The organism is Microbacterium sp. 71-36 (assembly GCF_001898305.1).
GTDB lineage: Bacteria > Actinomycetota > Actinomycetes > Actinomycetales > Microbacteriaceae > Microbacterium.
Genome location: NZ_MKTP01000001.1, coordinates 20,347 through 46,032 on the forward strand (window position 1 = coordinate 20,347; position 25,686 = coordinate 46,032).

Below are 25,686 nucleotides of genomic sequence, written 5' to 3' on the forward strand. Positions count from 1 at the left end.
CGCTTCTCGCGCACAACTGATTCAGGAGATATTCCGTGACCGTCAAGATCGGAATCAACGGCTTCGGCCGTATCGGACGCAACTACCTCCGCGCGGCTCTCGCGCAGGGTGCCGACCTCGAAATCGTGGCGGTGAACGACCTCACCGACAACAAGACCCTGGCCCACCTCCTCAAGTACGACTCCGTCGGAGGCGTCCTGGCCGAAGAGGTCTCGTACACCGAAGACTCCATCACCGTCGGTGACAAGACCATCAAGGTCTTCGAAGAGCGCGACCCCGCCAACCTCCCCTGGGGCGAGCTCGGCGTCGACATCGTCATCGAGTCCACCGGCCGCTTCACCAAGGCCGAGGACGCCAAGAAGCACGTCGCCGGCGGCGCCAAGAAGGTGCTCATCTCCGCTCCCGCCACGGGTGACGACGCCACGATCGTCATGGGCGTCAACGAAGAGACGTACAACCCCGAGACCGACGTCATCATCTCGAACGCCTCGTGCACCACGAACTGCCTCGCCCCGCTGGCGAAGGTGTTCAACGACGCCTTCGGCATCGAGCGCGGCTTCATGATGACCGCCCACGCGTACACCGCCGACCAGAACCTGCAGGACGGCCCGCACGGCGACCTCCGCCGTGCACGCGGTGCGGCGATCAACATCGTCCCCGCGTCCACCGGTGCGGCCAAGGCCATCGGCCTGGTCCTGCCCGAGCTGAACGGCAAGCTCAGCGGCTCGTCGTACCGCGTGCCGGTCCCCACCGGCTCGATCGTCGACCTCACGATCGTCACGCCCACCGAGGGCCTGACCGTCGACCAGATCAACGAGGTCTACAAGAAGGCCGCGGCCGAGGGACGCCTCAACGGCATCCTGCAGTACACCGAGGACCCGATCGTCTCGAGCGACATCCAGGGCAACCCGCACTCGTCGATCTTCGACGCCGAGCTGACCAACGTGTCCGGCAACCTCGTCAAGGTCTCGTCCTGGTATGACAACGAGTGGGGCTACTCCAACCGTCTCGTCGACCTGACCGAGTACGTCGCCGAGCGTCTCTGACACTCCATGGCTCTGCGCACCCTCGAATCGCTGGGGTCGCTGGCCGGCACGCGCGTCATCGTCCGTTGTGACCTGAACGTCCCCCTCAAGGACGGCGTCATCACGGACGATGGCCGCGTGCGCGCGTCGCTGCCGACTCTCAACGCCCTCATCAACGCCGGCGCCCGCGTCGTCGTGTGCTCGCACCTGGGGCGTCCCGACGGGTCTCCTGACCCGAAGTACTCGCTCGAGCCGGTCGCGCAGCGCCTGTCCGAGCTGCTCGGACAGCCGGTCGCGTTCGCGCGCGACACCGTCGGCGAGTCCGCCCGCGAGGCCGTCGCCTCGCTCGAGGACGGCGACGTCGCGGTCATCGAGAACCTCCGCTTCAACGCGGGGGAGACCTCGAAGGACGAGACCGAGCGTCAGGCGTTCGCCCGGCAGCTGGCCGAGCTCGGCGACGCCCTCGTCTCCGACGGTTTCGGCGTCGTGCACCGCAAGCAGGCGAGCGTCTACGATCTCGCGCAGATCGTGCCGTCCGCGGCGGGTCTGCTCATCCAGAAGGAGCTCGAGGTCCTCGATCGTCTGACCGAGACCCCCGAACGTCCGTACACGGTCGTCCTCGGCGGGTCGAAGGTCAGCGACAAGCTCGGCGTGATCGAGCACCTGCTGCCGCGTGTCGACAAGCTGCTCGTCGGCGGGGGAATGATGTTCACGTTCCTCGCGGCCGAGGGCAGCAAGGTCGGCGCCAGCCTGCTGGAGAAGGACCAGATCGACACCGTGAAGGGCTACCTCGCCACGGCGAAGGAGCGCGGCGTCGAGATCGTCCTTCCCGTGGATGCCGTCGTCGCGGCGTCGTTCTCGGCGGACGCCGAGCACGTGGTCGCGGATGCCGTTGCGCTGGAGGACACCCCGTTCGGTGCCGCAGGCCTCGGTCTCGACATCGGCCCCCGCACGGCGGACCTGTTCGCCGAGGCGATCCGCGACTCCCGCACGGTGTTCTGGAACGGCCCGATGGGCGTGTTCGAGATGGCCGCGTTCACCGCGGGCACACGGACCGTGGCGCAGGCTCTGACCGAGGTCGACGGCCTCAGCGTCGTCGGCGGCGGCGACTCGGCCGCGGCCGTGCGCCAGCTCGGCTTCGCCGACGACCAGTTCGGTCACATCTCCACCGGCGGCGGCGCCAGCCTGGAGTTCCTCGAAGGCAAGAAGCTCCCCGGACTGGAGGTCCTCGGATGGTCCTGAACCGTACTCCCCTCATCGCCGGCAACTGGAAGATGAACCTCGACCACCTGCAGGCGGTCGCGTTCGTCCAGAAGCTGCACTGGACGCTGAAGGAAGCCAAGCACGAGAACGGCAGCGTCGAGGTGGCGGTCTTCCCGCCCTTCACCGACCTGCGGACCGTGCAGACGCTGCTGGATGCCGACAAGATCGACTTCGCCCTCGGCGGTCAGGACCTCTCGGCCCACGACTCCGGTGCCTACACGGGCGAGATCTCGGGTCAGTTCCTGGCCAAGCTCGACGCGAAGTACGTCATCATCGGTCACTCGGAGCGTCGTCAGTTCCACCACGAGACCGACGAGGTCGTCGCCGCGAAGGTCAAGGCCGCGCTCCGGCACGGTCTGGTGCCGGTCATCTGCGTCGGCGAGACGCTGGAGCAGCGCGAGCAGTCGGGTCCGACCGCGGTCTCGGTCGCTCAGCTCCAGACGGCACTCGAGGGCGTGCCCTCCGACGCCGAGATCGTGGTGGCCTACGAGCCGGTCTGGGCGATCGGTACCGGACAGGTCGCTTCGCCCGAGCAGGCGCAGGAGGTGTGCGCCGCCGTGCGCGCCGTCGTCGCCGCCCAGCTCGGAGACGATGCCGCGGCTCGCACGCGCGTGCTGTACGGCGGATCGGTGAAGGCCGCGAACGTCGCGAGCTTCCTGCGCGAGCCGGATGTGGACGGTGCCCTGGTGGGTGGCGCGAGCCTCGTCGTCGACGAGTTCGCGGCGATCATCCGCTACCAGAAGCACGTCGGCGTCTGAACGACTCCGGATGCCCGCGGCCGTGCGCCGCGGGCATCCGTGCGCTCACGCGCCCTCCCCGTATACTTGACGCTTGTGCGGTCGGCTCCGACCGCCGCGAAAGGCTTTCGACAGTGCAGATTCTCGAGTTCGTCCTGCAGGTTCTCCTGGGCGTGACCAGCCTCCTGCTGACCCTGCTCATCCTGCTCCACAAGGGACGTGGGGGCGGCCTGTCCGACATGTTCGGCGGCGGCATGAGCTCGGCACTCGGTTCGTCGGGCCTGGCCGAACGCAACCTCAACCGATTCACGATCGTCCTGGCGCTGGTGTGGTTCATCACCATCGTCGGTCTCGGTCTCCTGACCAAGTTCGCGGAGCTCTGACATGGCCACTGGCGGCAACGCCATCCGCGGCACGCGCGTCGGCGCGGGCCCGATGGGTGAACAGGATCACGGTTTCCACGCCGATCGCGTGGCGGTGTCGTACTGGGACGCACTCGGCAACGAGACCGTCCGCTACTTCGCCGCGGGCATCCCCGACGACGAGATCCCCGAGACGATCGACTCGCCGCACTCCGGCCTTCCCGCCGGCCGCGACAAGAACAACCCCCCGGCTCTGGCCAAGACCGAGCCCTACAAGACGCACCTGGCCTACGTGAAGGAGCGCCGCACCGACGAGGAAGCGGAGTCGCTCCTCGACGATGCGCTGCAGCAGCTGCGCGAGCGTCGGGGCCAGTAAGACCTCCCCACGGAAGAGACCGGATGCCCGCGGCATCCGGTCTCTTCCGTTCTCACTGCACGGGGCTGCTCGTCACGATCCGAGTCCACGGCCCGTCGGGGACGTCGCGGTCGTCGACGAACGCCCAGTCGACCCGGTCGTCCTCGCCGTCGAGCTCGGCGAACCCCAGGCATCCGTTGAGCGCCGGGGACACATCGAGTCCGGCGCCGTTGAACCGCGCGTTGTCCGGACGTCGATCGTCGGAACCAAAGACGTAGGCGGCGTCGCGGTACTCGCCGGGTCCGGCATCCTGGATCTGGCCGTAGCAGAGCCGATCGCCCTTGCGGAGCACGACCCAGCGGTTCTTCATGAGGCTGACCGCGGGGTCGTCGACGTGCGCGGCGTACGCGCTCTCCGACGCCCACGGGATCACCCTGCCGCGCTCGGCGAAGCCCACCTCGTCGTTGACGTCGTCGAACGGCAGATCGAGGTAGAACGGGTTCTCCCGCGGCGTCATGCGGGTGGGGAAGTACCCGTTCGCGGCGGTGCGCGGTTCGGTGCGGCACTGGGCGCCCTCGGAGACGCCGTCGCATCCCCCGTACGACGCCAGCCACCGCGAGTCGTACGTCGACAGGCGCTGGCTGCCGTCGGGCGCGCTCGGGTCGAACACTTCGCCGACCCAGAAGGTCGTGGCCACGATGTCGGTGTGCCACGGGTAGCCCGTGTCCGGGAGCGGGGCGGGCGTCGGCGCGCACGCCACGACGCCGGCGGCGACGAGCACCCCGAGGGCACCCGCCGCCGCCGAGCGTCGGATCATCCGGTGACGTCGCTCTCGGTCGGCTGGAACAGCTCGACGGGACCCTGCGGCGGGGTCGTCGTCGCGGGAGCGAGCCGGGTGACGCCGGTCGCCGGGGCGAGAGCCGGGGCGCCCGCGCTGTCGTAGAGTGCGAGGTCGTCGGTGCGGAGGGTGCCGTTGCCGAAGATGGTCAGCGCGAAACTGATCCCGTTGTACCCGTCGGGGATCGCCGGCGTCGTCCAGTCGGCCTCGGTCCAGTCGGCCGCCGAGGCGTACCAGGGGCTGGAGGTCCAGTACGACCACGAACCGGAGGTCGACCGCAGGTACACCGCGAACTGTGTCACCCCGCTCGCGAGATACCACTCGCGCAGAGTGTACGTGCGACCGGGGGTCACGGTCGGCGCGCACTGGCCCAGGTCGAACTGCGGAAGGAGCTTGGCGTCGCCGTCTCCGTAGCCGGTCATGGTGATCCCGCTGGAGATCGCACCGGTGTGGGCGGGCGACCCGGTCTCGAACGTCGGGTTGTTCGTGCCCCACCCGCCCCGCATCCAGCAGTCCGGCGCGCCCTGCTCCATGCTGGGGTTCACGATGCCGTTGGTCGAACCCGTCGGAGCGGGAACGGACGGGCCGTCCACGAGGGGTTTGGTCGTGCCGCCGATGACGCTTCCGATCGTCTTCACGACCGTGCCGGCGGCTTGTCGCGTCTTGAGCCACGACAGGAACTGGGAGAACATCGTCGGCGTGATCGCGAGGTCGCTGCACGCGTCGGCGCAGATGTCGTGGAACGTGTACTGCACCCAGCCGCCGCCGTTCTTCTCGGCGTTGGTGACGCCCGCCTTGAGGTCGTCGAGCGTCCAGGTCGCGTCGACCTGGTCGAGCGCCTTGAGCGCGAACGGGTCGGCGGGTTTCGTCGATTCGGCGTAGGCGCAGTCCGGGCAGCCGAAGCGGCTGCGGATGTCTCCGAGCAGTCGGGCGCTGTTGTATCCGCACGCGGCCGCGGCCTTCTCGACGTCCAGCGTGCTGGAGGCGAACGGGTAGGCGAAGCTGCGGACCGTGAATCCCCACGACGTGAGGTTCTTGCGATCGGTGCAGATCTGACGCTTCGCCTCGTCGACGCTCACCTGCGCGAGATCGGGATGGTTCACGGTGTGCCCGCCGATCTCATGGCCGGCGCTCGCGAGGCTCGTCAGATCGGCGCGGGTCATGTGGCCGGCGGCGCCGATGAAACCGGACGGGACGTAGAACGTCGCCTTCATCCCGTTCGCCTTCAACGCGGGCAGGGCGCTCAGCTGGTCGGCGTTGGCGTCGTCGAACGTCAAGCTCACGACCGTGCGCGTGGCCGCCTGCGCGGGCGACGGCGCGACGGCGACGAGCCCGGCGACCGGGAGGGCGGCGAGTGCGAGAGCCGCGACGGCCAGGCGCAGGCGGCGACGTCGCCGGGTGGGCAGGGAGGGTCCGGAGAGCATGCGGGCGGCCTTTCTCGAGGGGGCGTGTCGAGCCGGGGGTGTCGTCATGCGACGGTCACCGACTTGGCGAGATTGCGGGGCTTGTCGACGTTCCGCTGAAGACGCAGCGCCAGTTCGCGCGCGAACAGCTGCAACGGCACGACCGTCTCCAACGGACCCCACGACGGACCGGTGCGCGGCAGGTGCAGAGGAAGCCCACCGACCCGCAGCGCCCGTTCGCCGACGCGGATCACGCGCCCACCGCGCGCCTGCACCTCGGCGATGTCCACGTCCAGACGCGGATCGCCGTCGTCGACGACGAACACCGGGGTGCCGGCATCCACCAGGGCCAGGGGCCCGTGCTTCAACTCGCCCGCGGCGTGGTGCTCCGCCCACCGGTAGGAGAGCTCCTTGAGCTTCAACGCGCCCTCGGCGGCGTACACGAGTCCCGCACCGCGCCCGAGGAACAGGAACCCGGATGCGGTGACCAGGTCGCCCGCCAGCTCGGCGGCCCGATCCCGCCAGGCGTGCAGGGCGCCCGAGAGGGCATCCGGCGTCGCGGCCAAAGCGGTGAGGTCGGCGTCGAGCGCGGCGGCATCCGCACGCCCCGACCCGGACAGTCCCGACAGCGCCACGCAGGCGCCGGTCAGCACCTGCGCGACGAACGTCTTCGTCGCCGCGACACCGATCTCGGGCCCCGCGAGGCAATCGATCACGGCGTCCGACCGGCGGGCGAGCGACGACGCGGCGTTGTTCGTGAGTGCGAGCACCGTGCCGTGACCGGAGGGCAGGCCGTCCAATGCGCGCAGGACGTCGGCGGTCTCACCGGACTGACTCATCGCGACGACGAGCGTGCGCGGTTCCCACACCTCGTGCGCGGCCTCACTCGCCGTGAGCGCGCGCGTGGGCATGTGCCCCACGCGCGCGAACACGCCGGCGAGCGCCCGACCGGCGTGCAGGGACGTGCCGCAACCGAGGACCGCCACGCGGTCGATGCCGTCCAGCGACGGAAGGCCCAGACGGTCCCACAGGACCCCGTCGCGGACACTCGGGGCCAGCGCGTCGAGCACACGACGGGCGACGACGGGTTGCTCGTCGATCTCGTTGCCCATGTGATCGTTGTGCTGTCCGCTGCTGGCGAGGAGCGCGATGTCGGGCACCGGCCAGAGCCCGCGCGGACGCTCGCTTCCCCCCGAGCGGTGCCAGTGCGCGCCGCCCGCGTCGATGTCGACGACGTCGTCGTCCTCCAGGACGCGGAAGGCGGAGACGAACGGGGCCACCGCGCCGACGTCGCTGGCGAGATACACCCCGTCGCCGCCGTCGGCGAGGATCAGCGGCGATCCGTGAGCGGTCCCGGCGAGCGCGCCGGTGCGGGTGTCCAGGGCCACGACCGCCCACGATCCCACCAGGTGGGTGGCGGCGTCGGCGAGCGCGGCACCCAGGTCCATGCCCACGCTCACGGCTTCCTCGAGCAGGTGGACGATGACCTCGGTGTCGACGTCGGTCGCGAGACGGTGGCCGGCCGAGCGCAGGCGTTCCCGGAGGGCGCCGGCGTTCTCGACGATCCCGTTGTGGACCACGTAGAGGCGGCCGCCGCAGTCTTCCAGGGGGTGCGCGTTGCGCTCGCTCACGCCGCCGTGGGTGGCCCACCGGGTGTGGCCGATCGCCGCCGTGGTGGCATCCGTGTCCGGTTCGACGGCGTCGGCGAGCGCGGCGACGCCGTCGAGCGTCCGCACGTGCATCGCCGTTCCGTCGGGTCGGCGGGCGGCGATGCCCGCGGAGTCGTATCCGCGGTACTCGAGCCGAGCGAGAGCGACCTGGGCGTGGGTCGCCGCGGACGGCCCTCGGAACGCGGTGATGCCGCACATCAGAGCACCCCGCGGAACGAACCGCTGCCGGCCAGAGGCATCGCGTCGGACGCGAGGCGCTCGCGGGCGAGCAGGTCGGCGGCGACCCGCAGGATGGTCGTGGTGAGCGACGTCTGGGGTTCGTACCCGACGAGATCGTTGGCCTTGGTGTTGTCGGGCACCCGCCGCCGCATGTCCTCGAAACCGGGCGCGTAGGCCTGTTCGTAGGGGATGAGCTCGATCTCGCTCCGGCTGTCGAGGGTGCGGATGATCTCGTGGGCGAGGTCGAGGATCGAGATCTCGCGGGCACCGCCGAGGTTGTACGCCTGCCCGCGGGCCCGCGGGTCGCGTTCGATGCGCACCATCGCGGGGACGACGTCCTCCACCGCCGAGAAGCAGCGTGTCTGGTGCCCGTCGCCGAACACGGTCAGCGGGTGCCCCCGGAGGGCCTGGCCCACCAGGTTGGGGAACACCATCCCGTAGCGACCGGTCTGCCGCGGACCGACGGTGTTGAACAGTCGCACGATCGCGACGTCGAGCCCCTCCTGATCGCAGTAGGCCTTCGCGAACGCCTCGTCGATGCCCTTCGCGCCGGCGTACGTCCACCGGGAGAGAAGAGGGTCGCCGAGGATGCGGTCGGAGTCCTCGCGCAGGCGATCGGCGGTGTTCTTGCCGTAGACCTCGCTCGTGGACACCAGGAGCACCGACGCCTGCCGTTCGATCGCCGCGGTGAGGACGTTCTCGGTTCCGTGGATGTTGATCCGCAGGCCGCGCAGCGGTTGCTCGACGATGAGCTTCACGCCGACCGCGGCAGCGAGGTGGAACACGCGGTCGCAGGACTCCATGGCCTGGCCCACCGTCTTGGTGTTGAGGATGGAGCCGTGGATCATCTGCAGACGCGGGTTGTCGGCCGCGCCGGCCAGGTTCCGCGCCGACCCGGTCGAGAGGTCGTCGAGGACGACGACCTCGTCGCCCTGCGCCAGCAGGTGCTCGACGAGGTGGCTGCCGACGAAACCGGCTCCACCGGTCACCAGCGTGCGGTGGGCCGTGTGGTCGGCGGACGGGTAGATCGGGACGCCGCTCACAGCAGCACCCGCCCGGCGATGTCCGAGCTGCGGTAGGTCCCGTCCAGCACGACGGCCTCGCCGTCGAGCCAGTCCAGGTCGCAGTCGTGGTGGCGGGTGTGGACCAGGACCACGTCGGGGTGGAAGCCCGCGGGGTCGGCGAGCGAGTCCCGCTCGCGCCCGGAGTCGAGATGGATGTGCGGGGCGTGCGTGTCCACGTACTGCACCTCCGCGCCGGCGTCGATGAGTCCGTCGATGATCTCGAGGGCGGGGGACTCGCGGAGGTCGGCGACGTCGGGCTTGTACGTCACGCCGACGATCAGGACCCGGGCGCCGAGCGTGCCCTTCCCGGCACGTCCGAGGACGTCGCGGACGCGGTCGACCACGCGCCGTGGCCGCGCCGCGATGCGTGTCATCGCCTCCGTGATCACCCCGGCATCCACGTGCAGGGCCTTCAGCTGCCACAGCAGGTAGTGGGGGTCGCAGGGGATGCAGTGTCCGCCCACACCCGGCCCGGGGTAGAAGGCCATGAATCCGTAGGGCTTGGTGCTGGCGGCTTCGATCACCTCGGTCACCGGGACGTCGAGCGCGCCGCAGATGTCGGCGAACTCGTTGGCGAGGGCGATGTTCACCGCGCGGAAGGTGTTCTCGAGCAGCTTCGTCATCTCGGCCGTCGCCAGGCTCGAGACGGGGTGCACGCGCGCCGCGTACTGCGACAGCAGGCGCACGCCCTCTTCCTGACACCGGGCCGTGGCGCCGCCGACCACGCGGGGCACCGCCTCCTGCGCGAATCCGACGTTGCCGGGGTCGATCCGCTCGGCGCTGAAGGTGACGAAGACGTCATGCCCGACCTCCAGTCCCCGCTCGCGGAGCGGTTGCTCGACGAGGTCGTGCGTGCAGCCGACGTACGTCGTGGAGGTGAGCATGATCAGTTGTCCGGGGCGGGCCGCGGCGACGACGGTGGCGCACGCGGCCCGCAGGGGGGCGAGATCGGGGACCTGCTGGTGGTCGACGGGTGTGGGGACGCACACGACGATCGCGGCGGCACGGGTCAGCTCCGACGCGTCGCTGGTGAGACGGAACTCCCGCGGGGTGCGCAGGGCCGCCTCGAGACGCTCGCGGTCCGAATCGATCAGGTCGGCGCCGCGGGCGGCGATGGTGCGGAGCCGGCGGGGCGAGGCATCGACCGCGAGGACCCGGGACCCGCTCGCCCGGTAGGCGAGGGCGGTGGGAAGCCCCACGTACCCCAATCCCACGATCGCGACGTCGAAGTCGAACGGCGGGGGAGCGGCCGGCGCCGTCGCGGTCGGCGGCAGTGGGGCGGTGGCGCGAACATCGAGTGTGGACATCGTCATCCTCCAAGGGGGTGGTCCCACGGCAGGCGGCGACGCGCGGCGTGCGAGGGACGTTCGGCTGTTCCGGGTCGGTGCATCCGAACGAGCGTCGGTGCTGATCCGCGGCCCACCCTCCGCCGCCCCCGGAGGAGCGGTCAAGCGATCGAGCCCGATCCTGCGGGATGCCGCGTCCCGCACGCCGGTGTGCGGGAAACCGCAAGGCCGCATGCGGACCGTGCGGATCCGGGGGGAGCCGAGGGCGCGTACGGTCGTGCTCGACCCGACTCCGGACGAAGGGATGCCATGACCCTCGCGCTCGCCCTGCTCGTCGCCGTCTGCACGATCGGGATCTCCACCCTGGTGTGGGGCACCGTCGCCGTGGGCCGCCTCGCTCATGAGCGCCGTCCGCGCTCGGCGCTCCTCACCCCGTCGATGTACTTCCGGCCCACGGAGGTGGCGGTCCTCATCGCGGCGCACAACGAGGAGCTCGTCATCGCCGACGCCGTGCGCGCCGCCCGCGCCCTCGTGCCCGCGCGGAACGTGTTCGTGGTGTCCGACGGGTCGCGCGATGCGACGGTGGAGCGGGCCCGCGACGCCGGGGCCGTCGCGTGGGACCTCTTCCCCAATCGCGGCAAGGCCGGCGCGATCCGTGCGGGCCTCGACCGCTTCCGCATCCCCGAGCGGTTCCCCCTCCTGCTCCTCCTGGATGCCGACTCCCGCCCCCGTCCGGACTACCTGCGCACGGGGCTGCCCCTGTTCACCGACCCGCAGGTGGTCGCGGTCGCCGGACGCGCGACGACCGCCGCCGACGCCCCGGCGACGCGCGCGGGCCGCCTGCTGACCTCGTACCGGGAACGCACCTACGTGTGCACCCAGTACCTCCACAAGTTCGGCCAGGCCGCGCGCGCCGCCGACGCGGTCGCCATCGTCCCGGGCTTCGCGAGCCTGTATCGCACCGACGTGCTGGACCGGATCGACATCGACGCCCCGGGCCTGTCGATCGAGGACTTCAACATGACCTTCGAGGTGCACGCCAAACGTCTCGGCCGGATCGCGTTCCACCCCGAGTGCGCGATCGCCGAGACCCAGGATCCTGCCGTGCTCCGCGACTACTCGGCGCAGATGCGCCGCTGGAGCCTCGGGTTCTGGCAGACGGTCCGGCGGCACGGCATCCGCCCCGGGCTGTTCTGGACGTCGGTGGGGGTCTTCGCGGCGGAGACCGTCGTCGCCAGCCTGGTGATCGCCGCCGTCATCCCCGCGCTCCTGCTGGGGGCGCTCGCCGCCCTGGCCGCTCAGGTGCTGAGCGGAACGGCGGCGAGTGTCGCCGACGCCGTGGCGACGGCCATCCCCACGGGACCGCTGCTGCTGGGCTTCCTGACGGTGGACACCGCGATGACCGCCTTCCTGTGCGCGGTGACCCGACGGATGCCGCGGCCGGCCATGCTGCTCTTCCCCCTGCTGCGCGTGTGGGACGCCCTCCTGTGTCTGCGCGCGCTGGCCGCGGCCCTCGGGCGCCCGTCCGACGGACGGTGGAAGAGCCCGGACCGCCGACCCGCCGCCGGCGGCGGCGCCGTTCTCACGGCGGAACCCCTGGCATCCCTGCCCGCGCCCGCGCCCGCGGCGTCAGGCCGAGGCCTCGCCGTGCAGGTGCGCGACGAGCTGCGCGCGTGAATCGACACCCAGCTTGCGGTACACGCGTGTCAGGCGCAGCTCCACGGAGCGCAGGGAGATGAACAGCGTCGAAGCGATCTCCCGATTGCGCAGACCCCGTTGGACGAGCGTGACCACTTCCTGCTCGTCGGGCGTGAGGACCGCGTCGGCGCGCGCATCGGGCCGGAGCGTGCGCAGGACGCGATACTCCTCCGCGGGGACGCACCGATCGCGCGCCGCACGCAGGCGCGCGTACTCGTGGGGCGAATCGTCCGTGCGGTGGGTCGCCTCCGCCACGTCGAACGCGACACGACCCTCCCGGCTCGACCGGCACACCGCGCGGGACCGCGCCACCGCCAGCGTCGTCCACCGCCGGGGATGCGACGCGAGGGCGAGCTCCAACCGCGTCAACTCGGAACGCGCCTCGACGACGCGATCGCTCAACCACAGCGCCTCGATCAGATCCGCCGCGGTGCGCAGAAGCGCGGGGTCGTCCCCCGGTCCGGCCGAGTGCGCGGCCCGTAGGCTGCTGATCGCGTCGTCGTACCGGCCCTCCGCCAGGGCGAGGCCCCCTTCGATCGCCGCGAAGAAGGGGAGGAGCGCGGGTGTCCCCTCCCGGCGACTGAGTTCCCGGCCCTGCCGCACGAGGTCGCGCGCCGTCAAGTCCGCCGGGTCGATCGCCGCCGCCTGCGCCAGCAGCAGGGTGCGGGCGGCATCCGGTCCGCGTCCGGGAAGCCACTCGCGTCGCCACGTCGCCACCGCCTGTCGCGCCGCGACGGGATCGCCGCTGCGCACCTCGGCGGCGACGACGATGCGGAGAAGGCGCTCGCGCCACATCGGTGCGGGGCGCGGCGTGCCGGTGAGCAGCGTCTCGACGACGCGGCGGACCTCGGCGTAACGTTCCTCGAGGAGGAGCGCCGACACCGCGAGGCTCGCGACCTCGATCGGGGCGTCCGGGCCCTGGCCGGCGGTGAGATCGGCGGTGTCCGCGAGGCCGGCGGGCACCTCCATCCCCATCGCCCGCAGGACGCGCGCGAGCAGCCGGGTCTCGTCGGACACCGCTCCCCGCTCGACGACGGAAGCGAGACACTCGACCGCCTGGTCCAGCTCGCCGCGCGACATGTGGAGACGTGCGCTCTCGCACAGGAGGCGTTCCGTCGAGACCGCGTCGTCCTCCCACTCGACGGTGAGGGGGAGGGCGTCGATGACGACGTGGTCGAGGCGCGCCCCCGCTCGGAGCGCCGCGATCGCCGCCTGCACGCGCACATCCGCCGCGGCCGTGTCCACGGCACGGCCGAGGAAGTGCTGACCCAGCAGATCGTGTCCGTTCAGGACCAGCGCATCGCCGAGCTCGACCAGCCCGCGATCCCGCTGGATCTGGTCCAGGTCTCCGGCCAGCGCCCGCTCGGCGAACTCGATCGCGGCGAACGTGTCACCCGCACGGGCGAGGTCCACCGCCGCCGCGAGGAGCGGAAGCCGGTCGCCCGTGGGATCGAGGAAACTCGCATGCCAGAGGAACGTCGGCGGATCCAGCCGACGGTGGTCGCTCGCGGCGCGGACGTGGAGCCGGCGCCGATCCTCGGGGGACAGCGCGGCGTGATGACGCAGGCGCAGAGCGGGATCGGAGACGCGGGCGAGGTCGCCGTGCACGCTCACGAGCCCCCGGTCGATGAGCTCGTCCAACTCGATGTCGATCTCGGCCGCCGCGGTCCGGAGGCCGTCGTATGCGTACAAGGGCCCCGTGGAGAGGAGATCGAGCACCGCCGACACCCGCGGATCCTCCGAGCCTTGCGGAGGGGTGCGCTGACGTCGCGCCGCGGGGCGGACCACGCGCAGGGGCACCGGGAGCGGGTCTTCGCCGGCCGCCTCGCCGGGGGTCAGCTGAACACGCGCGATCAGTCCCGGGTCCCCGCCCGTCCAGGCGGCGACGATATGCGTCACAGCCGGGCTCGCGGCACCACCGATCGTCGCGCGGGCCAGCTCGACCGACTCGTCGAACGACAGACGCTCGACGTGGGCGTGGGTCATGCCCGCGAGATCGTGTCGTCCCTCCGGTGTGCGCGCGGTCGCGATCACGCTCACCCCCGTTCCGCGCAGGCGGGCGCAGACGAACGCGAGGATGCTGAGACTCGCCCCGTCCATCTCGTCCAGGTCGTCGATGACGACCACACGGGGCTCGTCCTGGACGAGGTGGAGCGTGCGGCTGATCTCCTCGGCGAGCAGGTGCTCCGGCCAATCCCGCCCCCGGGCCAGCACCCCGTCGAGGGCTCCGTTCCGGGAGCCCGCCAGGCCCGCGGCGAAGGCGGAGACGCCGGACAGCGGCCACATGCGTTCGCTGGGGCTCACCGCGACGACCGCGGTGTCGTAGCGGAGGGCGATCTCCCTGACGAGCGCGGTCTTACCGACTCCGCTGTCGCCGACGAACAGGCAGGCGGCCCCTTCGCGCATGCCGATGATCGCCTCGGCGACCTCGATCTCCCGTTCACGCCCAACGAATAGCATCCGAACGCTCCCAACCGCGTCGGTGGACGAGGCGGTCGGCGATTCACCGCTTTCGTCCTGGATGCCCCCAGACCGACACTGTATGCAGCGCTCCCGGCCGATGACAAGAGGAAGATTTCCCCGTTGACACCGAGGGGGCCACGTGCGCCGCACGTGACCCCCTCGGATTCCCGACAGAAATCCTGCGTCAGTACTCCCGGTCGATGAGCTGCGGGGGAACCTGATCCGCGGCGGCCTCGTCCACGAAGAAGGCCGTGCGACGGCGTCCCTTCGCGCCGGCGGCGGGCACGCTCTGGTAGCTCGCGCCCGCGAGCGCGAGACCGAGAGCGGCGGCCTTGTCGGCGCCGGCGATGACCATCCAGACACGCTTGGACGAGTTGATCACCGGACGGGTGAGCGACACCCGCTCGGGCGGCGGCTTCGGGGAGTCGCGCACCGGCACGGTCGCCCGGTCGGTCACCGAGATCTCGGCGCGATCGGGGAACAGCGACGCGATGTGCGCGTCCGGACCCACGCCCAGGAAGCAGATGTCGAAAGACGGCCACGGGCCCGTCTCGCTGCGGTCGGCGGGGGCGAACTGCGCCAGTTCATCGGCGTAGGCGATCGCCGCGGCATCCAGATCGAGACCGTCGTCGGTGGAGGCCACCGCGTGGATGTTCTCGGCGGGGACGTCCAGGGCGTCCAGGAGCGCGGCGCGCGCCTGTCGGTCGTTGCGGTCGTCCGACTCGCGGCTCACGAACCGTTCGTCGCCGAACCAGAAGTGCACCAGCGACCAGTCGATCTCTGCCACGCGGGGATCCCGGGCCGCGGAGCGCAGGACCGCGCCGCCCATCGTCCCCCCGGTGAGGCAGATGTGCATGCGCTTGCCTTCGGCGACGCGCTTCACGATCCGGTTGACGAAACGCGTCGCGACGTAGTCCGCGAGGGTCTCGGCATCCTTCTTGATGATGACGCGCTTGGCCGAACCGTTCTCCGTCATCGCGTGCTCCGCTCGTCGAGGGTGCCGAGGAGTTCGGTGCACTGGGTCAGCACCCGGCCGTAGAGGACATCGGGGTCGAGGCGACGCAGCTCCTCCGCGAGGCACTCGCGGAGAGTCCTGCGCGGGAAGTCCAGTTCGTGCGTCGGTTGCCCGGGCTGCGTGAGCACGGCCACACCCGGAACGGGACGCTCCAGCAGCGTCTCGCCACTCGCACGGGTCAGCCGCACCGACTTGATGCCCCCGGACCATTCGTCTGCGGGCAGGTAGGTGTACGCCACCGGTGCCTCGAGCTTGAGTCCCAGCCAGGCCGCGAGCAGCGCGGTGGAGGGGGAGTCGCCCGAGCCCGCGACCTCGATCGAGGTCACCGGCTCGTAGGGCGGCTGGTCGAGGACGGCCGCGAGCTGCTCGCGCCAGCGCGTGACGCGGGTCCATGCGAAGTCGGTGTCACCGGGCGCGTAGTGCTCGCCGAGATGCGCGACCCACGCGGTGGGGTCGGGCTGCGACGAGGCGTCGGTGATGCGCCGCTGGGCGATCCGGCCGATCTCCGAGAGGGACGGGTCGGTCGGCGCCTCGGCGGGCCACCAGGCCACCACGGGGGCGTCGGGGAGCAGAAGGCCGGTGACGAGGCTCTCGGCGTTCGACGCGGCAGCCCCGTGAGCGCGCAGCACGACGACTTCGCTCGCACCGGCGTCGCCGCCCACGCGGATCTCCGCATCGAGGCGCGGCTCTTCGTCCTCATCGCCGAACAGCACGGCGATGACGCGCATCGGGTGCTCCCGCGAAGCGTCGTTCGCGGCCTCGATGACCTCTTCCTCGGCGCCGTGATGCGTCACGATGATGAGGGTCAGCACGCGCCCGAGGGCGACCGCGCCGCCCTCTTCGCGGACGCTGACGAGCTTCTTCGAGATCGCGCTGACGGTGGTGTCGGGCAGGTCGATGATCACGGACGCCTCCAGGTGCGGCCATCGCGGGCGAGGAGTTCGTCGGCGGAAGCCGGCCCCCACGACCCGGGAGAGTACTGTTCGAGCGGTCCCCCCTCGGCGGCCCAGAACTCCTCGATGGGGTCGAGGATCTTCCAGCTGAGCTCGACCTCCTCGTGCCGCGGGAACAGCGGCGGATCGCCGAGCAGCACGTCGAGGATGAGGCGTTCGTACGCCTCGGGGCTGGCCTCGGTGAAGGCGTGGCCGTAGCCGAAGTCCATCGTGACGTCGCGCACCTGCGTGCCGTCGCCGGGGACCTTCGAGCCGAAGCGGATCGTGACGCCCTCGTCGGGCTGGACGCGGATGACCAGGGCGTTCTGCCCCAGCTCCTGCGTCTGGCTGCGCGAGAACAGCTGCTGCGGCGCACGTTTGAACACCACGGCCACTTCGGTGACGCGACGGCCGAGGCGCTTGCCGCTGCGCACGTAGAACGGCACACCCGACCACCGGCGCGTGTTGATCTCGAGCTTGATGGCGGCGTAGGTCTCGGTGACCGACTCCGGGTTCATGCCGTCTTCCTCGAGGAAGCCGAGCACCTTCTCGCCGCCCTGCCACCCGCCGGCGTACTGCCCGCGCGCCGTCGCCTCGGCGAGGTTCTCGGGCAGGCGGACCGCGGCGAGCACTTTCTCCTTCTCGGCGCGGAGATCTGCGGCGTTGAAGCTGATGGGCTCCTCCATCGCCGTGAGGGCGAGGAGCTGCAGGAGGTGGTTCTGGATGACGTCGCGGGCGGCGCCGATGCCGTCGTAGTACCCGGCACGACCCCCCACGCCGATGTCCTCCGCCATCGTGATCTGCACGTGGTCGACGTAGTTGCGGTTCCAGATGGGTTCGTACAGCTCGTTCGCGAAACGCAGCGCGAGGATGTTCTGCACGGTCTCTTTGCCGAGGTAGTGGTCGATACGGAAGATCGAGTCGGCGGGGAACGCGCTCTCCACCACCTCGTTCAGCTCCCGCGCAGAGGCGAGGTCGTGGCCGAACGGCTTCTCGATGACGACACGACGCCACCCCGTGGTCTTCTGGTCTCCTTCGCCGACGAGGCCGGAGGCCTTGAGCTGCGTGGTGACCAGGGGGAACGCCTTCGGCGGGATCGAGAGGTAGTACGCGTGGTTACCCATCGTGCCCCGCTCGACGTCGAGCTTGTCGACGGTCTCGCGAAGACGTCGGAACGCCTCGGGATCATCGAACTCGCCCTGGACGAAGCGGATGCCTTCGAGCAGCTCCTGCCAGGTCTCCTCGCGGAACTCGGTCCGGGCGTACTGCTTGACCGACTCGTGCACGACCTTCGCGAAGTCCTGATCCTCCCAGTCGCGCCGGGCGAAACCCACGAGCGCGAATCCGGGCGGCAGCAGACCGCGGTTGGCGAGGTCGTACACCGCCGGCATGAGCTTCTTGCGCGACAGGTCTCCCGTCACGCCGAAGATCACCAGGGCGCTCGGACCCGCGATGCGATTGAGTCGGCGATCCTCGGGATCGCGGAGGGGATTGTGACCGGGTGAGATCTCTACGACCATGCTTCTACTGCGCCGCCTCGAAGAGTGAGAGCACCTCGACCTGCGGGTCGGTGAGCGTGAGCGTGACGACGGGACGGCCGTGGCCCTCCGCCAGCACGCTCGCGTCGCCCGCGGCCTGTGCGTTGATGAGCTGACCGAACGTGAACGGGCGACCGGGGATCTCGAGGTCGACGTCGGTGCGTTCGGTGATCTGAAGGAAGACGCCGGTGGCGGGTCCGCCCTTGTGGTACTGGCCCGTCGAGTGGAGGAACCGGGGTCCCCACCCGAAGGTCGTCGGGCGACCGGAGTCGGCCGCGACGAGCTCGCGCAGTCCCGCGAGCTGCGGGACATCGAGACGGTTCACGTACGCCTGGACGCTGACGTAGCCGTCGGCCGGGACGAGCGCCCACAGGGCATCGAGCACGCTGGCGAGCGTGCCCCCGGATGCCAGTGCGGGGTCCGACACGCGGACCTCGACGCCGTCGAGCACGAGCGCCGGTGGCGCCGGCTCCGGACGCTCCTCGAGCAGACCGCGCGCGGCGACCTTCGCCGCCTCCACGTCGGGCTGGTCGAACGGGTCGATGCCGAGCAGGCGCCCGGCGATCGCCGTCGCGTACTCCCAGACGACGAACTGGGCGCCCAGCGAGCCGCTCACGAGGATCTCGCCCTCGTGACGGTCGAAGAGGTGGAACGCGTCGGCGTGATCGACGAAGCGCACGACCTGCAGGTCGGCGGGCTTCGACTCGAGTTCGGGGGAGACGGGCAGCAGGACGACGGGGAGGATCCCCGTCCCGTCCTTCCCGGTCGACTCCGCCACGAGCTGCTCGATCCAGTCCGGGAGCCCCGGAAGGTGGCTGCCGTCGGTGACGAGCCCGAGCTTGTCGCGGCGCGATGCGCCGCCGCCCGCGATCGCCGCCGCGAGGACCAGCGCCGGGTTCTCCGGCGAGTCGATCGCGACCTCGAGGAGGGTGGCATCCGCTTCGTCGAGCAGGTCGTCGATGTCGACGCCGGCGAGACCCGCCGGCACGAGCCCGAAGGCGGTGAGCGCCGAGTAACGGCCGCCGACGGTGGGGTCGGCGGTGAAGACGCGGTACCCGTCGGCGCGCGCCGCCTGATCGAGCGGCGAGCCGGGGTCGGTCACCACGACGATGCGTTCCGCGGGGTCGATGCCGAGGTCGCGGTAGGCGGCCTCGAACGCGCGCCGGGCCGAATCCGTCTCGATGGTCGACCCGGACTTGCTCGAAACGACGAGCACGGTCTCGCGCAGCCCGCCGGCTTCGGCGTCGCCGTCGATGGCGGCGAGGACCTGGCCGGGCGCGGTCGAGTCGAGGATCACCAGCGGTACACCGGCGGAACGCGCGATCACCTCGGGCGCGAGGGACGAGCCGCCCATCCCGGCGAGCACGACGCGGGTCACGCCCTGCGCGACGAACTCGTCGCGCAGGGCGGTGATCTCGGGCACGAGCGGACGCGAGACGGAGACCGCCTGCACCCACCCGAGCCGACGGGATGCCTCATCCTCAACCGCGGGACCCCACAGGCTGGAGTCCCCGGCCGTGATGCCGGACGCGACGAGCGAATCGACCAGCGCCGGGAGTTCGGCGTGGACGACCGACTCGACGTGGCCGGTGACCTTGACGGCGAACGTCACTTCGCGGCCTGGGCGCTTCCGGCCTCGAGCGCGGTGGCGACGGTCTGCTGCAGCTCGTGCCAGGAGGCGATGAACTTCTCGACGCCCTCGTCCTCGAGCGCCTGCGTCGCGTCGGCGAAGTCGACGCCGACCGCGGCGAGCTGGTCGAAGACCTCGTGGGCCTCGGCGTACGCGCCGGTGATGGTGTCGCCGGTGATGACGCCGTGGTCGAACGTCGCCTCGAGCGTCTTCTCGGGCATGGTGTTGACCGTGCCCGCCGCGACGAGCTCGGTCACGTAGAGGGTGTCGGGCAGCGCCGGGTCCTTGACGCCGGTCGAGGCCCACAGCGGACGCTGGACCGTCGCACCGGCGGCGAGGAGCTCCTTCGCGCGGTCCTCGGCGAACTTCTGCTCGTAGAGCTCGTACGCCAGGCGCGCGTTGGCGAGACCCGCCTTGCCCTTCAGGGCGGCGGCCTCGTCGGTGCCGATCGCGGCGAGGCGCTTGTCGACCTCGGTGTCCACGCGCGAGACGAAGAACGACGCGACCGACTGGAGGGTCGAGATGTCGTGCCCTGCCTCTCGGGCCTTCTCGACTCCGGCGAGGTAGGCGTCGATGACCTCGGCGTACCGCTCGAGGCTGAAGATCAGCGTGACGTTGACGGAGATGCCCGCGCCGATGACCTCGGTGATGGCGGGGAGGCCGGCCTTGGTCGCGGGGATCTTGATGAGGACGTTCGGGCGGTCGACCCGCGCGGACAGGTCCTTCGCCTGCGCGACGGTCGCCTCGGTGTCGTGGGCGAGGTCGGGGGAGACCTCGATCGACACGCGGCCGTCGACGCCGCCGGTGGACTCGAACACGGGGAGGAAGATGTCGCAGGCGTCGCGCACGTCGTCGGTCGTGATCGAGAAGATCGCCTCGTCGACGCCGGCGCCCTGGGCGGCGAGCTCGCGGACCTGACCCTCGTACGCCTCGCCCTTCGAGAGAGCGCCGGCGAAGATCGTCGGGTTGGTGGTCACGCCGACGACGTTGCGGGACTGGATGAGTTCGGCGAGGTTGCCGGACTGGATGCGCTGACGCGAGAGGTCGTCGAGCCAGATGCTGACGCCCGCGGCGGACAGGTCTTCGGTGGGAGTGCTCATGTGTCTGTTCTCCTCGGGTTACTTCTGGGCCGCGGCGAGCGACTCGCGCGCAGCCTCGACGACTGCCTCAGCCGTGATGCCGAACTTCTGGAAAAGGGTCTTGTAGTCGGCCGACGCACCGAAGTGTTCGATCGCGACCGAGCGTCCGGCGTCGCCGACGATGCCGTGCCAGCTGAGCGCGGAGCCGGCCTCGACCGACACGCGCGCCTTCACGGAGGAGGGCAGCACGGACTCGCGGTACGCCTCGTCCTGCTCGGCGAACCATTCCAGCGACGGCGCCGACACGACGCGGGCGTGGATGCCCTCGGCGGCGAGCGTCTCGCGGGCCTGGACGGCCAGCTGCACCTCGGAGCCGGTGGCGATGAGGAGGACGTCGGGCTCGCCGTTGGCCGCCTCGGCCAGCACGTACGCTCCCTTGACCGCGTTCTCGGCGGAGGCGAACTCGTCGCCCGAAGCCGCGCCCTCGCCGCGCTCGAACACGGGGATGTTCTGACGCGTGAGCGCGATGCCGGAGGGGCCCGCGGTGCGGCGCAGCATCTCGAGCCACACGACCGCGGTCTCGTTGGCATCCGCCGGACGCACCATCGTGAAGTTCGGGATCGCTCGGAGCGTCGCGAGCTGCTCGATCGGCTGGTGCGTCGGACCGTCCTCACCGAGGGCGACCGAGTCGTGCGTCCAGACGAAGATCGTGGGGATGTTCATCAGGGCGGCCAGACGCACCGGCGGGCGCATGTAGTCGCTGAAGATGAGGAACGTGCCGCCGAACGGACGCGTCGGGCCGTGGAGCACGATGCCGTTGAGGATCGCGCCCATCGCGTGCTCGCGGATACCGAAGTGCAGCACCCGGCCGTAGGGGTCGCCGGACCACTCGTGCGTCGACCACGAGGTCGGGATGAAGGACTTGGCATCCTTGATCGTGGTCAGGTTGGACTCGGCGAGGTCGGCCGAGCCGCCCCACAGCTCGGGAAGCTCGGCGGCCAGGGCGTTGATCACGGTGCCCGAAGCGGCACGAGTCGACACGTCCTTGCCGGCCGCGAAGGCGGGGAGGGCGTCGGCGATGCCGGCGGGCAGCTCGCGCGCCTGCAGGCGGTCCCACAGCTGCTTGCGCTCGGGGTGGGCGGCCGCCCACGCGTCGAACTTCTCCTGCCAGGCGGCCTTCTCGGCCGCGCCGCGCTCGACGAGCTGCCGGGTGTGGGCGATGACGTCGTCGGCGACGGCGAAGTGCTGCTCGGGGTCGAAGCCGAGCACCTCCTTGGTCGCACGCAGCTCGTCGGCGCCCAGCGCGGAGCCGTGGATCTTGCCGGAGTTCTGCTTGCCGGGGGAGGGCCACCCGATGATCGTCTTGAGGATGATGAGCGACGGCTTGTCGGTCTCGCCCTTGGCGGCCTCGATCGCGGCGTAGAGCTCGGCGACGTCTTCGACGTACTGACCGGTCTTCTTCCAGTCGACGGTCTGGACGTGCCAGCCGTAGGACTCGTAGCGCTTCGCGACGTCCTCCGTGAAGGCGACGTTGGTGTCGTCCTCGATGGAGATCTGGTTGGAGTCGTAGATCGCGATGAGGTTGCCGAGCTCCTGGTGGCCGGCGAGCGAGGATGCCTCGCTGGTCACGCCCTCCTGGAGGTCGCCGTCACCGGCGATCACATAGACGTAGTGGTCGAAGGGGCTCTCGCCGGCGGGGGTCTCGGCGTCGAAGAGACCCCGCTCGTAGCGGGCGGCGTATGCGAACCCGACGGAGGAGGCGAGACCCTGGCCGAGGGGGCCGGTGGTGATCTCGACGCCCGCCGTGTGACCGTACTCGGGGTGGCCGGGAGTGAGGGATCCCCACGTGCGCAGCGCCTCGAGGTCGCTCAGCTCGAGGCCGAACCCGCCGAGGTAGAGCTGGACGTACTGCGTCAGCGAGGAGTGCCCCGCCGAGAGGATGAAGCGGTCGCGGCCGGGCCAGTGCGTGTCGGCCGGGTCGTGGCGCAGGACGCGCTGGTAGAGCAGGTAAGCGGCCGGTGCGAGAGACATCGCGGTGCCGGGGTGTCCGTTCCCCACCTTCTCGACGGCATCCGCCGCCAGAACGCGTGCGGTGTCCACCGCGCGCCGATCGATCTCATCCCATTCGAAGTCCGACAACACGGTGCCTTTCTCGTCACTTTGCGCCCGGGTCACGATCCGACGCCGCACTCGACGCCGTCGGAGCGGGAGTGGGGTGGGGTGGTCGGCGCGGGGCGCGCGTTCATCGCCAGCATACCGAGAACGTGCGAACGCCCGAGACTGTTCCCGAGGGGGTCGACAGGCGGCCGGAGGTGTGGTGGGGATGCCATAGAATCGGAGGGATTCGCACGCTCTACCCCGGGGGACGATGGACATCTCGACGACGTCGCACGTCACTGCGACGACCGATCGCCGCTCTCTCGGACGCACGGTCCGCGCCTACGTCGCGTTGACGAAGCCTCGTGTGCTGGAGCTGCTGCTGGTCACGACCGTCCCGGTCATGATCCTCGCCGCGCGCGGTCTTCCCGACCTGTGGCTCATCTTCGCCACCGTCATCGGCGGATCGCTGAGCGCCGGTTCCGCCGCGGCGTTCAACATGTACCTCGACCGCGACATCGACGCGCACATGCAGCGCACCGAGAACCGCCCGCTGGTCACCGGCGAGGTGTCGCCCCGGGGCGCCCTCACCTTCGCGTGGACCCTGGCCGTCGTCTCGACGGTATGGCTGTGGGTCTTCACCAACCCCCTCGCGTCCGCCCTCTCGGCCGCCGCGATCTTCTTCTACGTCGTGATCTACACGATGATCCTCAAGCGCCGGACCGAGCAGAACATCGTGTGGGGCGGGATCGCGGGCTGCTTCCCGGTGCTCATCGGCTGGTCCGCCGTGACGGGCTCGCTCTCGTGGGCGCCCTTCATCCTCTTCGCGTTGGTGTTCCTCTGGACGCCCCCGCACTACTGGCCGCTGTCGATGAAGTACGCCGACCAGTACGACGACGTCGACGTGCCGATGCTCGGTGCCACCCGCAGCGGGTCGCAGGTCGGACTGCAGGTGATCCTGTACGCCTGGGCGACCGTGGCGTGTTCGCTGCTGCTGATCCCCGTGGCATCCATGGGTCTGATCTACAGCGTGTCGGCGCTGGTCTTCGGCGGCTGGTTCGTCTACGAGTCGCACCGCCTCTACTCGCGCGCCGTGCAGGGCGGGGAGCCCCGCCCGATGCGGGTGTTCCACGCGTCGATCACCTACCTGACGCTGCTCTTCGTGGCGATCGCGGTCGACCCGCTCCTCCCGTTCTGAGTCCACCCGATCCACGCGAAACGCCCGCCCCCGTGAGGGAGCGGGCGTTTCGCGTCGTGCGGGACGATCAGGCGCGCGGGGTCTCGTCGCCCGTGTCGAGCTTCGGGGCGTCGTGGCTCGCCGCGGCGGCCTCGGCGGGAGCCGGAGCGTTCGACGGGGTCTCGATGTCGGCATCCTCGAGGACGAGGGGGGCGGCCGGGGCGGTCGTCGCCGCGGCGGCCACGGTGGGAGCGGCGACGAACGGCGCGCTCTCGTCGTCGCTGGTCCAGTCGATCGTCTCGACCGCGACGTCGGCGCGCGGGCGCGTGGACACCACGGCGGCGACGGCGAGCGTCGCGACGAGTCCGATGGCGCCGGCGCCGATCACGGCGGCGCCGACGATCGCCCACGACTGGGCGACGTAGACCGTGACGACGGTCGCATTCGGGTCGTTCAGCACCGCTTGCATCGCGTCGATCTGCTGGAAGACGATGACCAGTCCGCCGATCACGGAGGCCAGGGATAGCACCAGGAGCACCCAGAACGGGATGCTGGTCACCAGGCGGGGGCGGGTCTGCATGGAAGAACTCCTTCGATCTCCGGGCGCGGTCGGCACCGGAGCGTCCACAGTCTCGCACTCATCGGTGCGTCGCCTCTGGGCCCTCGATGAATCCCCTATGAGGGGCTAGGGTCAGCGCCGCGCTGCGGCCACCGTGTCGCGCGCGTCGGTGCGGGTCGCCGCCGCGGGAGCCTTCAGGCGGAGCACGACGACCGTCATGGCCGCGGCGGCGAGGGCGGCGAGCACCATGTGGACGCCGACGGCGAGTTCGGGCAGGCCGTTGCGCGCCTGGTAGAGGCCCACCGCGATCTGCACCACTTCCACCGCCAGCAGGGCGGTCGCCCAGCGCCGCACGGGCAGCTGCAGACGCCACGCGAGCACCACGATCACGAGGGTCAGGGCGAACAGGGCGTAGCCGGGCCAGGAGTGCACGTGCTCGAGGACCTCGGCGTCGAAGCCGTTGCGCTGCACCGCCGCCGCGTCGCCCGAGTGGGGACCGGCGCCCGTGGTGAGGACGCCGAAGACGACGGTGAGGGCGAGCACGCCGGTGGTGGCGTGCACCAGTCCCGCGAACCAGGCGGGGACCACGCGCTCGCGCGGCCCGGCCGGGAGGTACATGAGCGTGAGGAACGCCGCGCACACCGTGACGAGCGCGACCGAGGCGATGTAGTGGAAGCCCACGATGAAGGGGTTCAGGCCCGTGAGGACCGTGATGCCGCCGACGACGGCCTGAGCGACGATCCCGCCGAGGACGACGGCGGCGAGGACGAACATCACGCGCCGCTCGTGGCGCATACGCCACATCAGGACCAGGACGGCGAGGGCCAGGATGCCGACGAGGCCGGTGAGCGTCCGGTTCCCGAACTCGATGATCCCGTGGATCCCCATCTCGGGGGTGTTCACGAGCGAGTCGGCGGTGCAGCGCGGCCACGTGGGGCAGCCGAGGCCCGATCCGGTCAGCCGGACGGCGCCGCCCGTGCCGATGATCAGCACCTCCGCCACGAAGGACAGCCACGCGAGGACGCGGACGCGACGGTCGATCGTGGCGGGCAGCCAGTCGACGACGCGTCGGAGGACGCGGGGGGACGAAGCGGTGGACATGCGCGCAGCCTCCTGGCGGCGGGGCGCTCGGGCGGGCCGCGAGGGTTGCGCGTGCCGTGCCGGGAGCGGGCGTTGCCTGTAGAATCGAAGGGTCTTCCGGTGCAGCGCTCGCGCGCCTCGCACCTCTGACAGTCTAGGCGCGCAGCCAGCGCCTTCGAGCGGGCCCACCAGCGAC

Annotated in this window: 21 protein-coding genes; 7 read left to right on the forward strand and 14 right to left on the reverse strand. The window is 70.8% G+C overall.

Translation table 11 applies throughout. The annotated features are described in order from the left end of the window. The first annotated feature begins 35 nt into the window (after window positions 1-35). The 5 genes from gap to BGO45_RS00115 all read left to right on the forward strand — a co-directional run bounded on the left by gap (window position 36) and on the right by BGO45_RS00115 (window position 3,763). Window positions 36-1,046: a type I glyceraldehyde-3-phosphate dehydrogenase gene (gene gap, locus BGO45_RS00095; RefSeq protein WP_292689758.1), complete on the forward strand. Its 1,011-nt coding sequence runs from the start codon at window positions 36-38 to the stop codon at window positions 1,044-1,046. Between the two features lie 6 nt (window positions 1,047-1,052). Continuing rightward, window positions 1,053-2,267 (forward strand): phosphoglycerate kinase, encoded by a 1,215-nt coding sequence (pgk, locus tag BGO45_RS00100; RefSeq protein WP_292689760.1) that lies wholly within the window; start codon window positions 1,053-1,055, stop codon window positions 2,265-2,267. Then, window positions 2,258-3,046, forward strand: a complete 789-nt coding sequence (gene tpiA / locus BGO45_RS00105; RefSeq protein WP_292689762.1) for a triose-phosphate isomerase — start codon at window positions 2,258-2,260, stop codon at window positions 3,044-3,046. Before pgk ends, tpiA begins: the two co-directional genes overlap by 10 nt. Window positions 3,047-3,159: 113 nt before the next feature. Beyond that, a complete protein-coding gene (gene secG, locus BGO45_RS00110) occupies window positions 3,160-3,408 on the forward strand; it encodes a preprotein translocase subunit SecG (protein ID WP_063257885.1) in 249 nt (82 codons plus the stop codon). 1 nt (window position 3,409) lies between these two features. Further along, on the forward strand, window positions 3,410-3,763 hold the full coding sequence (locus BGO45_RS00115; protein WP_076490615.1) for an RNA polymerase-binding protein RbpA: 354 nt from the start codon (window positions 3,410-3,412) through the stop codon (window positions 3,761-3,763). A 52-nt stretch (window positions 3,764-3,815) separates the two neighbouring features. Here the strand turns inward: BGO45_RS00115 and BGO45_RS00120 are convergent, their stop codons facing one another. Genes BGO45_RS00120 through BGO45_RS00140 form a run of 5 tightly spaced genes read right to left on the reverse strand, consistent with a single transcriptional unit; the run spans window position 3,816 to window position 10,243 of the window. Next, window positions 3,816-4,559, reverse strand: coding sequence for a hypothetical protein (locus BGO45_RS00120; RefSeq protein WP_292689768.1), 744 nt, complete (start codon window positions 4,557-4,559; stop codon window positions 3,816-3,818). Next, window positions 4,556-6,004, reverse strand: a complete 1,449-nt coding sequence (locus tag BGO45_RS00125) for a polysaccharide deacetylase family protein (RefSeq protein ID WP_292689769.1) — start codon at window positions 6,002-6,004, stop codon at window positions 4,556-4,558. The genes BGO45_RS00120 and BGO45_RS00125 overlap by 4 nt, the downstream gene beginning before the upstream one ends. A gap of 44 nt (window positions 6,005-6,048) precedes the next feature. Further along, window positions 6,049-7,851 carry a glutamine--fructose-6-phosphate transaminase (isomerizing) gene (gene glmS / locus BGO45_RS00130; protein WP_292689770.1) on the reverse strand — a complete coding sequence of 601 codons (1,803 nt, stop codon included), beginning with the start codon at window positions 7,849-7,851 and terminating at the stop codon, window positions 6,049-6,051. After that, the gene (locus tag BGO45_RS00135) at window positions 7,851-8,915 is read right to left on the reverse strand and encodes an NAD(P)-dependent oxidoreductase (RefSeq protein ID WP_292689771.1); all 1,065 of its coding nucleotides are present in this window, start codon (window positions 8,913-8,915) and stop codon (window positions 7,851-7,853) included. The genes glmS and BGO45_RS00135 overlap by 1 nt, the downstream gene beginning before the upstream one ends. Continuing rightward, window positions 8,912-10,243 carry a nucleotide sugar dehydrogenase gene (locus BGO45_RS00140; protein WP_292689773.1) on the reverse strand — a complete coding sequence of 444 codons (1,332 nt, stop codon included), beginning with the start codon at window positions 10,241-10,243 and terminating at the stop codon, window positions 8,912-8,914. The genes BGO45_RS00135 and BGO45_RS00140 overlap by 4 nt, the downstream gene beginning before the upstream one ends. Window positions 10,244-10,531: 288 nt before the next feature. Between BGO45_RS00140 and BGO45_RS00145 the strand changes: the two genes are divergently transcribed. Further along, window positions 10,532-11,899, forward strand: coding sequence for a glycosyltransferase family 2 protein (locus BGO45_RS00145; protein WP_292689774.1), 1,368 nt, complete (start codon window positions 10,532-10,534; stop codon window positions 11,897-11,899). Here the strand turns inward: BGO45_RS00145 and BGO45_RS00150 are convergent. The 7 genes from BGO45_RS00150 to tkt form a co-directional block, all read right to left on the reverse strand. After that, on the reverse strand, window positions 11,852-14,380 hold the full coding sequence (locus BGO45_RS00150; protein WP_292689776.1) for an AAA family ATPase: 2,529 nt from the start codon (window positions 14,378-14,380) through the stop codon (window positions 11,852-11,854). The two genes, BGO45_RS00145 and BGO45_RS00150, sit on opposite strands and share 48 nt — an antisense overlap. A 187-nt stretch (window positions 14,381-14,567) precedes the next feature. Next, window positions 14,568-15,359 (reverse strand): 6-phosphogluconolactonase, encoded by a 792-nt coding sequence (gene pgl / locus BGO45_RS00155; RefSeq protein ID WP_076490609.1) that lies wholly within the window; start codon window positions 15,357-15,359, stop codon window positions 14,568-14,570. Further along, window positions 15,356-16,303, reverse strand: a complete 948-nt coding sequence (locus BGO45_RS00160) for a glucose-6-phosphate dehydrogenase assembly protein OpcA (RefSeq protein WP_076490608.1) — start codon at window positions 16,301-16,303, stop codon at window positions 15,356-15,358. Before BGO45_RS00160 ends, pgl begins: the two co-directional genes overlap by 4 nt. Further along, entirely contained in the window at window positions 16,300-17,850 is a 1,551-nt protein-coding gene (gene zwf / locus BGO45_RS00165; RefSeq protein ID WP_076490607.1) for a glucose-6-phosphate dehydrogenase, read from the reverse strand. Before zwf ends, BGO45_RS00160 begins: the two co-directional genes overlap by 4 nt. A gap of 4 nt (window positions 17,851-17,854) precedes the next feature. Further along, window positions 17,855-19,480 (reverse strand): glucose-6-phosphate isomerase, encoded by a 1,626-nt coding sequence (locus tag BGO45_RS00170; RefSeq protein ID WP_292689784.1) that lies wholly within the window; start codon window positions 19,478-19,480, stop codon window positions 17,855-17,857. After that, window positions 19,477-20,598, reverse strand: coding sequence for a transaldolase (gene tal / locus BGO45_RS00175; RefSeq protein ID WP_292689786.1), 1,122 nt, complete (start codon window positions 20,596-20,598; stop codon window positions 19,477-19,479). The genes BGO45_RS00170 and tal overlap by 4 nt, the downstream gene beginning before the upstream one ends. An 18-nt stretch (window positions 20,599-20,616) precedes the next feature. Continuing rightward, entirely contained in the window at window positions 20,617-22,716 is a 2,100-nt protein-coding gene (tkt, locus tag BGO45_RS00180) for a transketolase (protein ID WP_292692792.1), read from the reverse strand. Window positions 22,717-22,945: 229 nt separating this feature from the next. Between tkt and BGO45_RS00185 the strand changes: the two genes are divergently transcribed. Further along, on the forward strand, window positions 22,946-23,872 hold the full coding sequence (locus BGO45_RS00185) for a heme o synthase (protein ID WP_292689788.1): 927 nt from the start codon (window positions 22,946-22,948) through the stop codon (window positions 23,870-23,872). A 67-nt stretch (window positions 23,873-23,939) separates the two neighbouring features. Here the strand turns inward: BGO45_RS00185 and BGO45_RS00190 are convergent, their stop codons facing one another. Then, window positions 23,940-24,431 (reverse strand): dinucleotide-utilizing enzyme, encoded by a 492-nt coding sequence (locus BGO45_RS00190; protein WP_292689790.1) that lies wholly within the window; start codon window positions 24,429-24,431, stop codon window positions 23,940-23,942. A 111-nt stretch (window positions 24,432-24,542) separates the two neighbouring features. After that, window positions 24,543-25,511 (reverse strand): COX15/CtaA family protein, encoded by a 969-nt coding sequence (locus BGO45_RS00195; protein WP_292689792.1) that lies wholly within the window; start codon window positions 25,509-25,511, stop codon window positions 24,543-24,545. Between the last annotated feature and the right edge of the window lie 175 nt (window positions 25,512-25,686).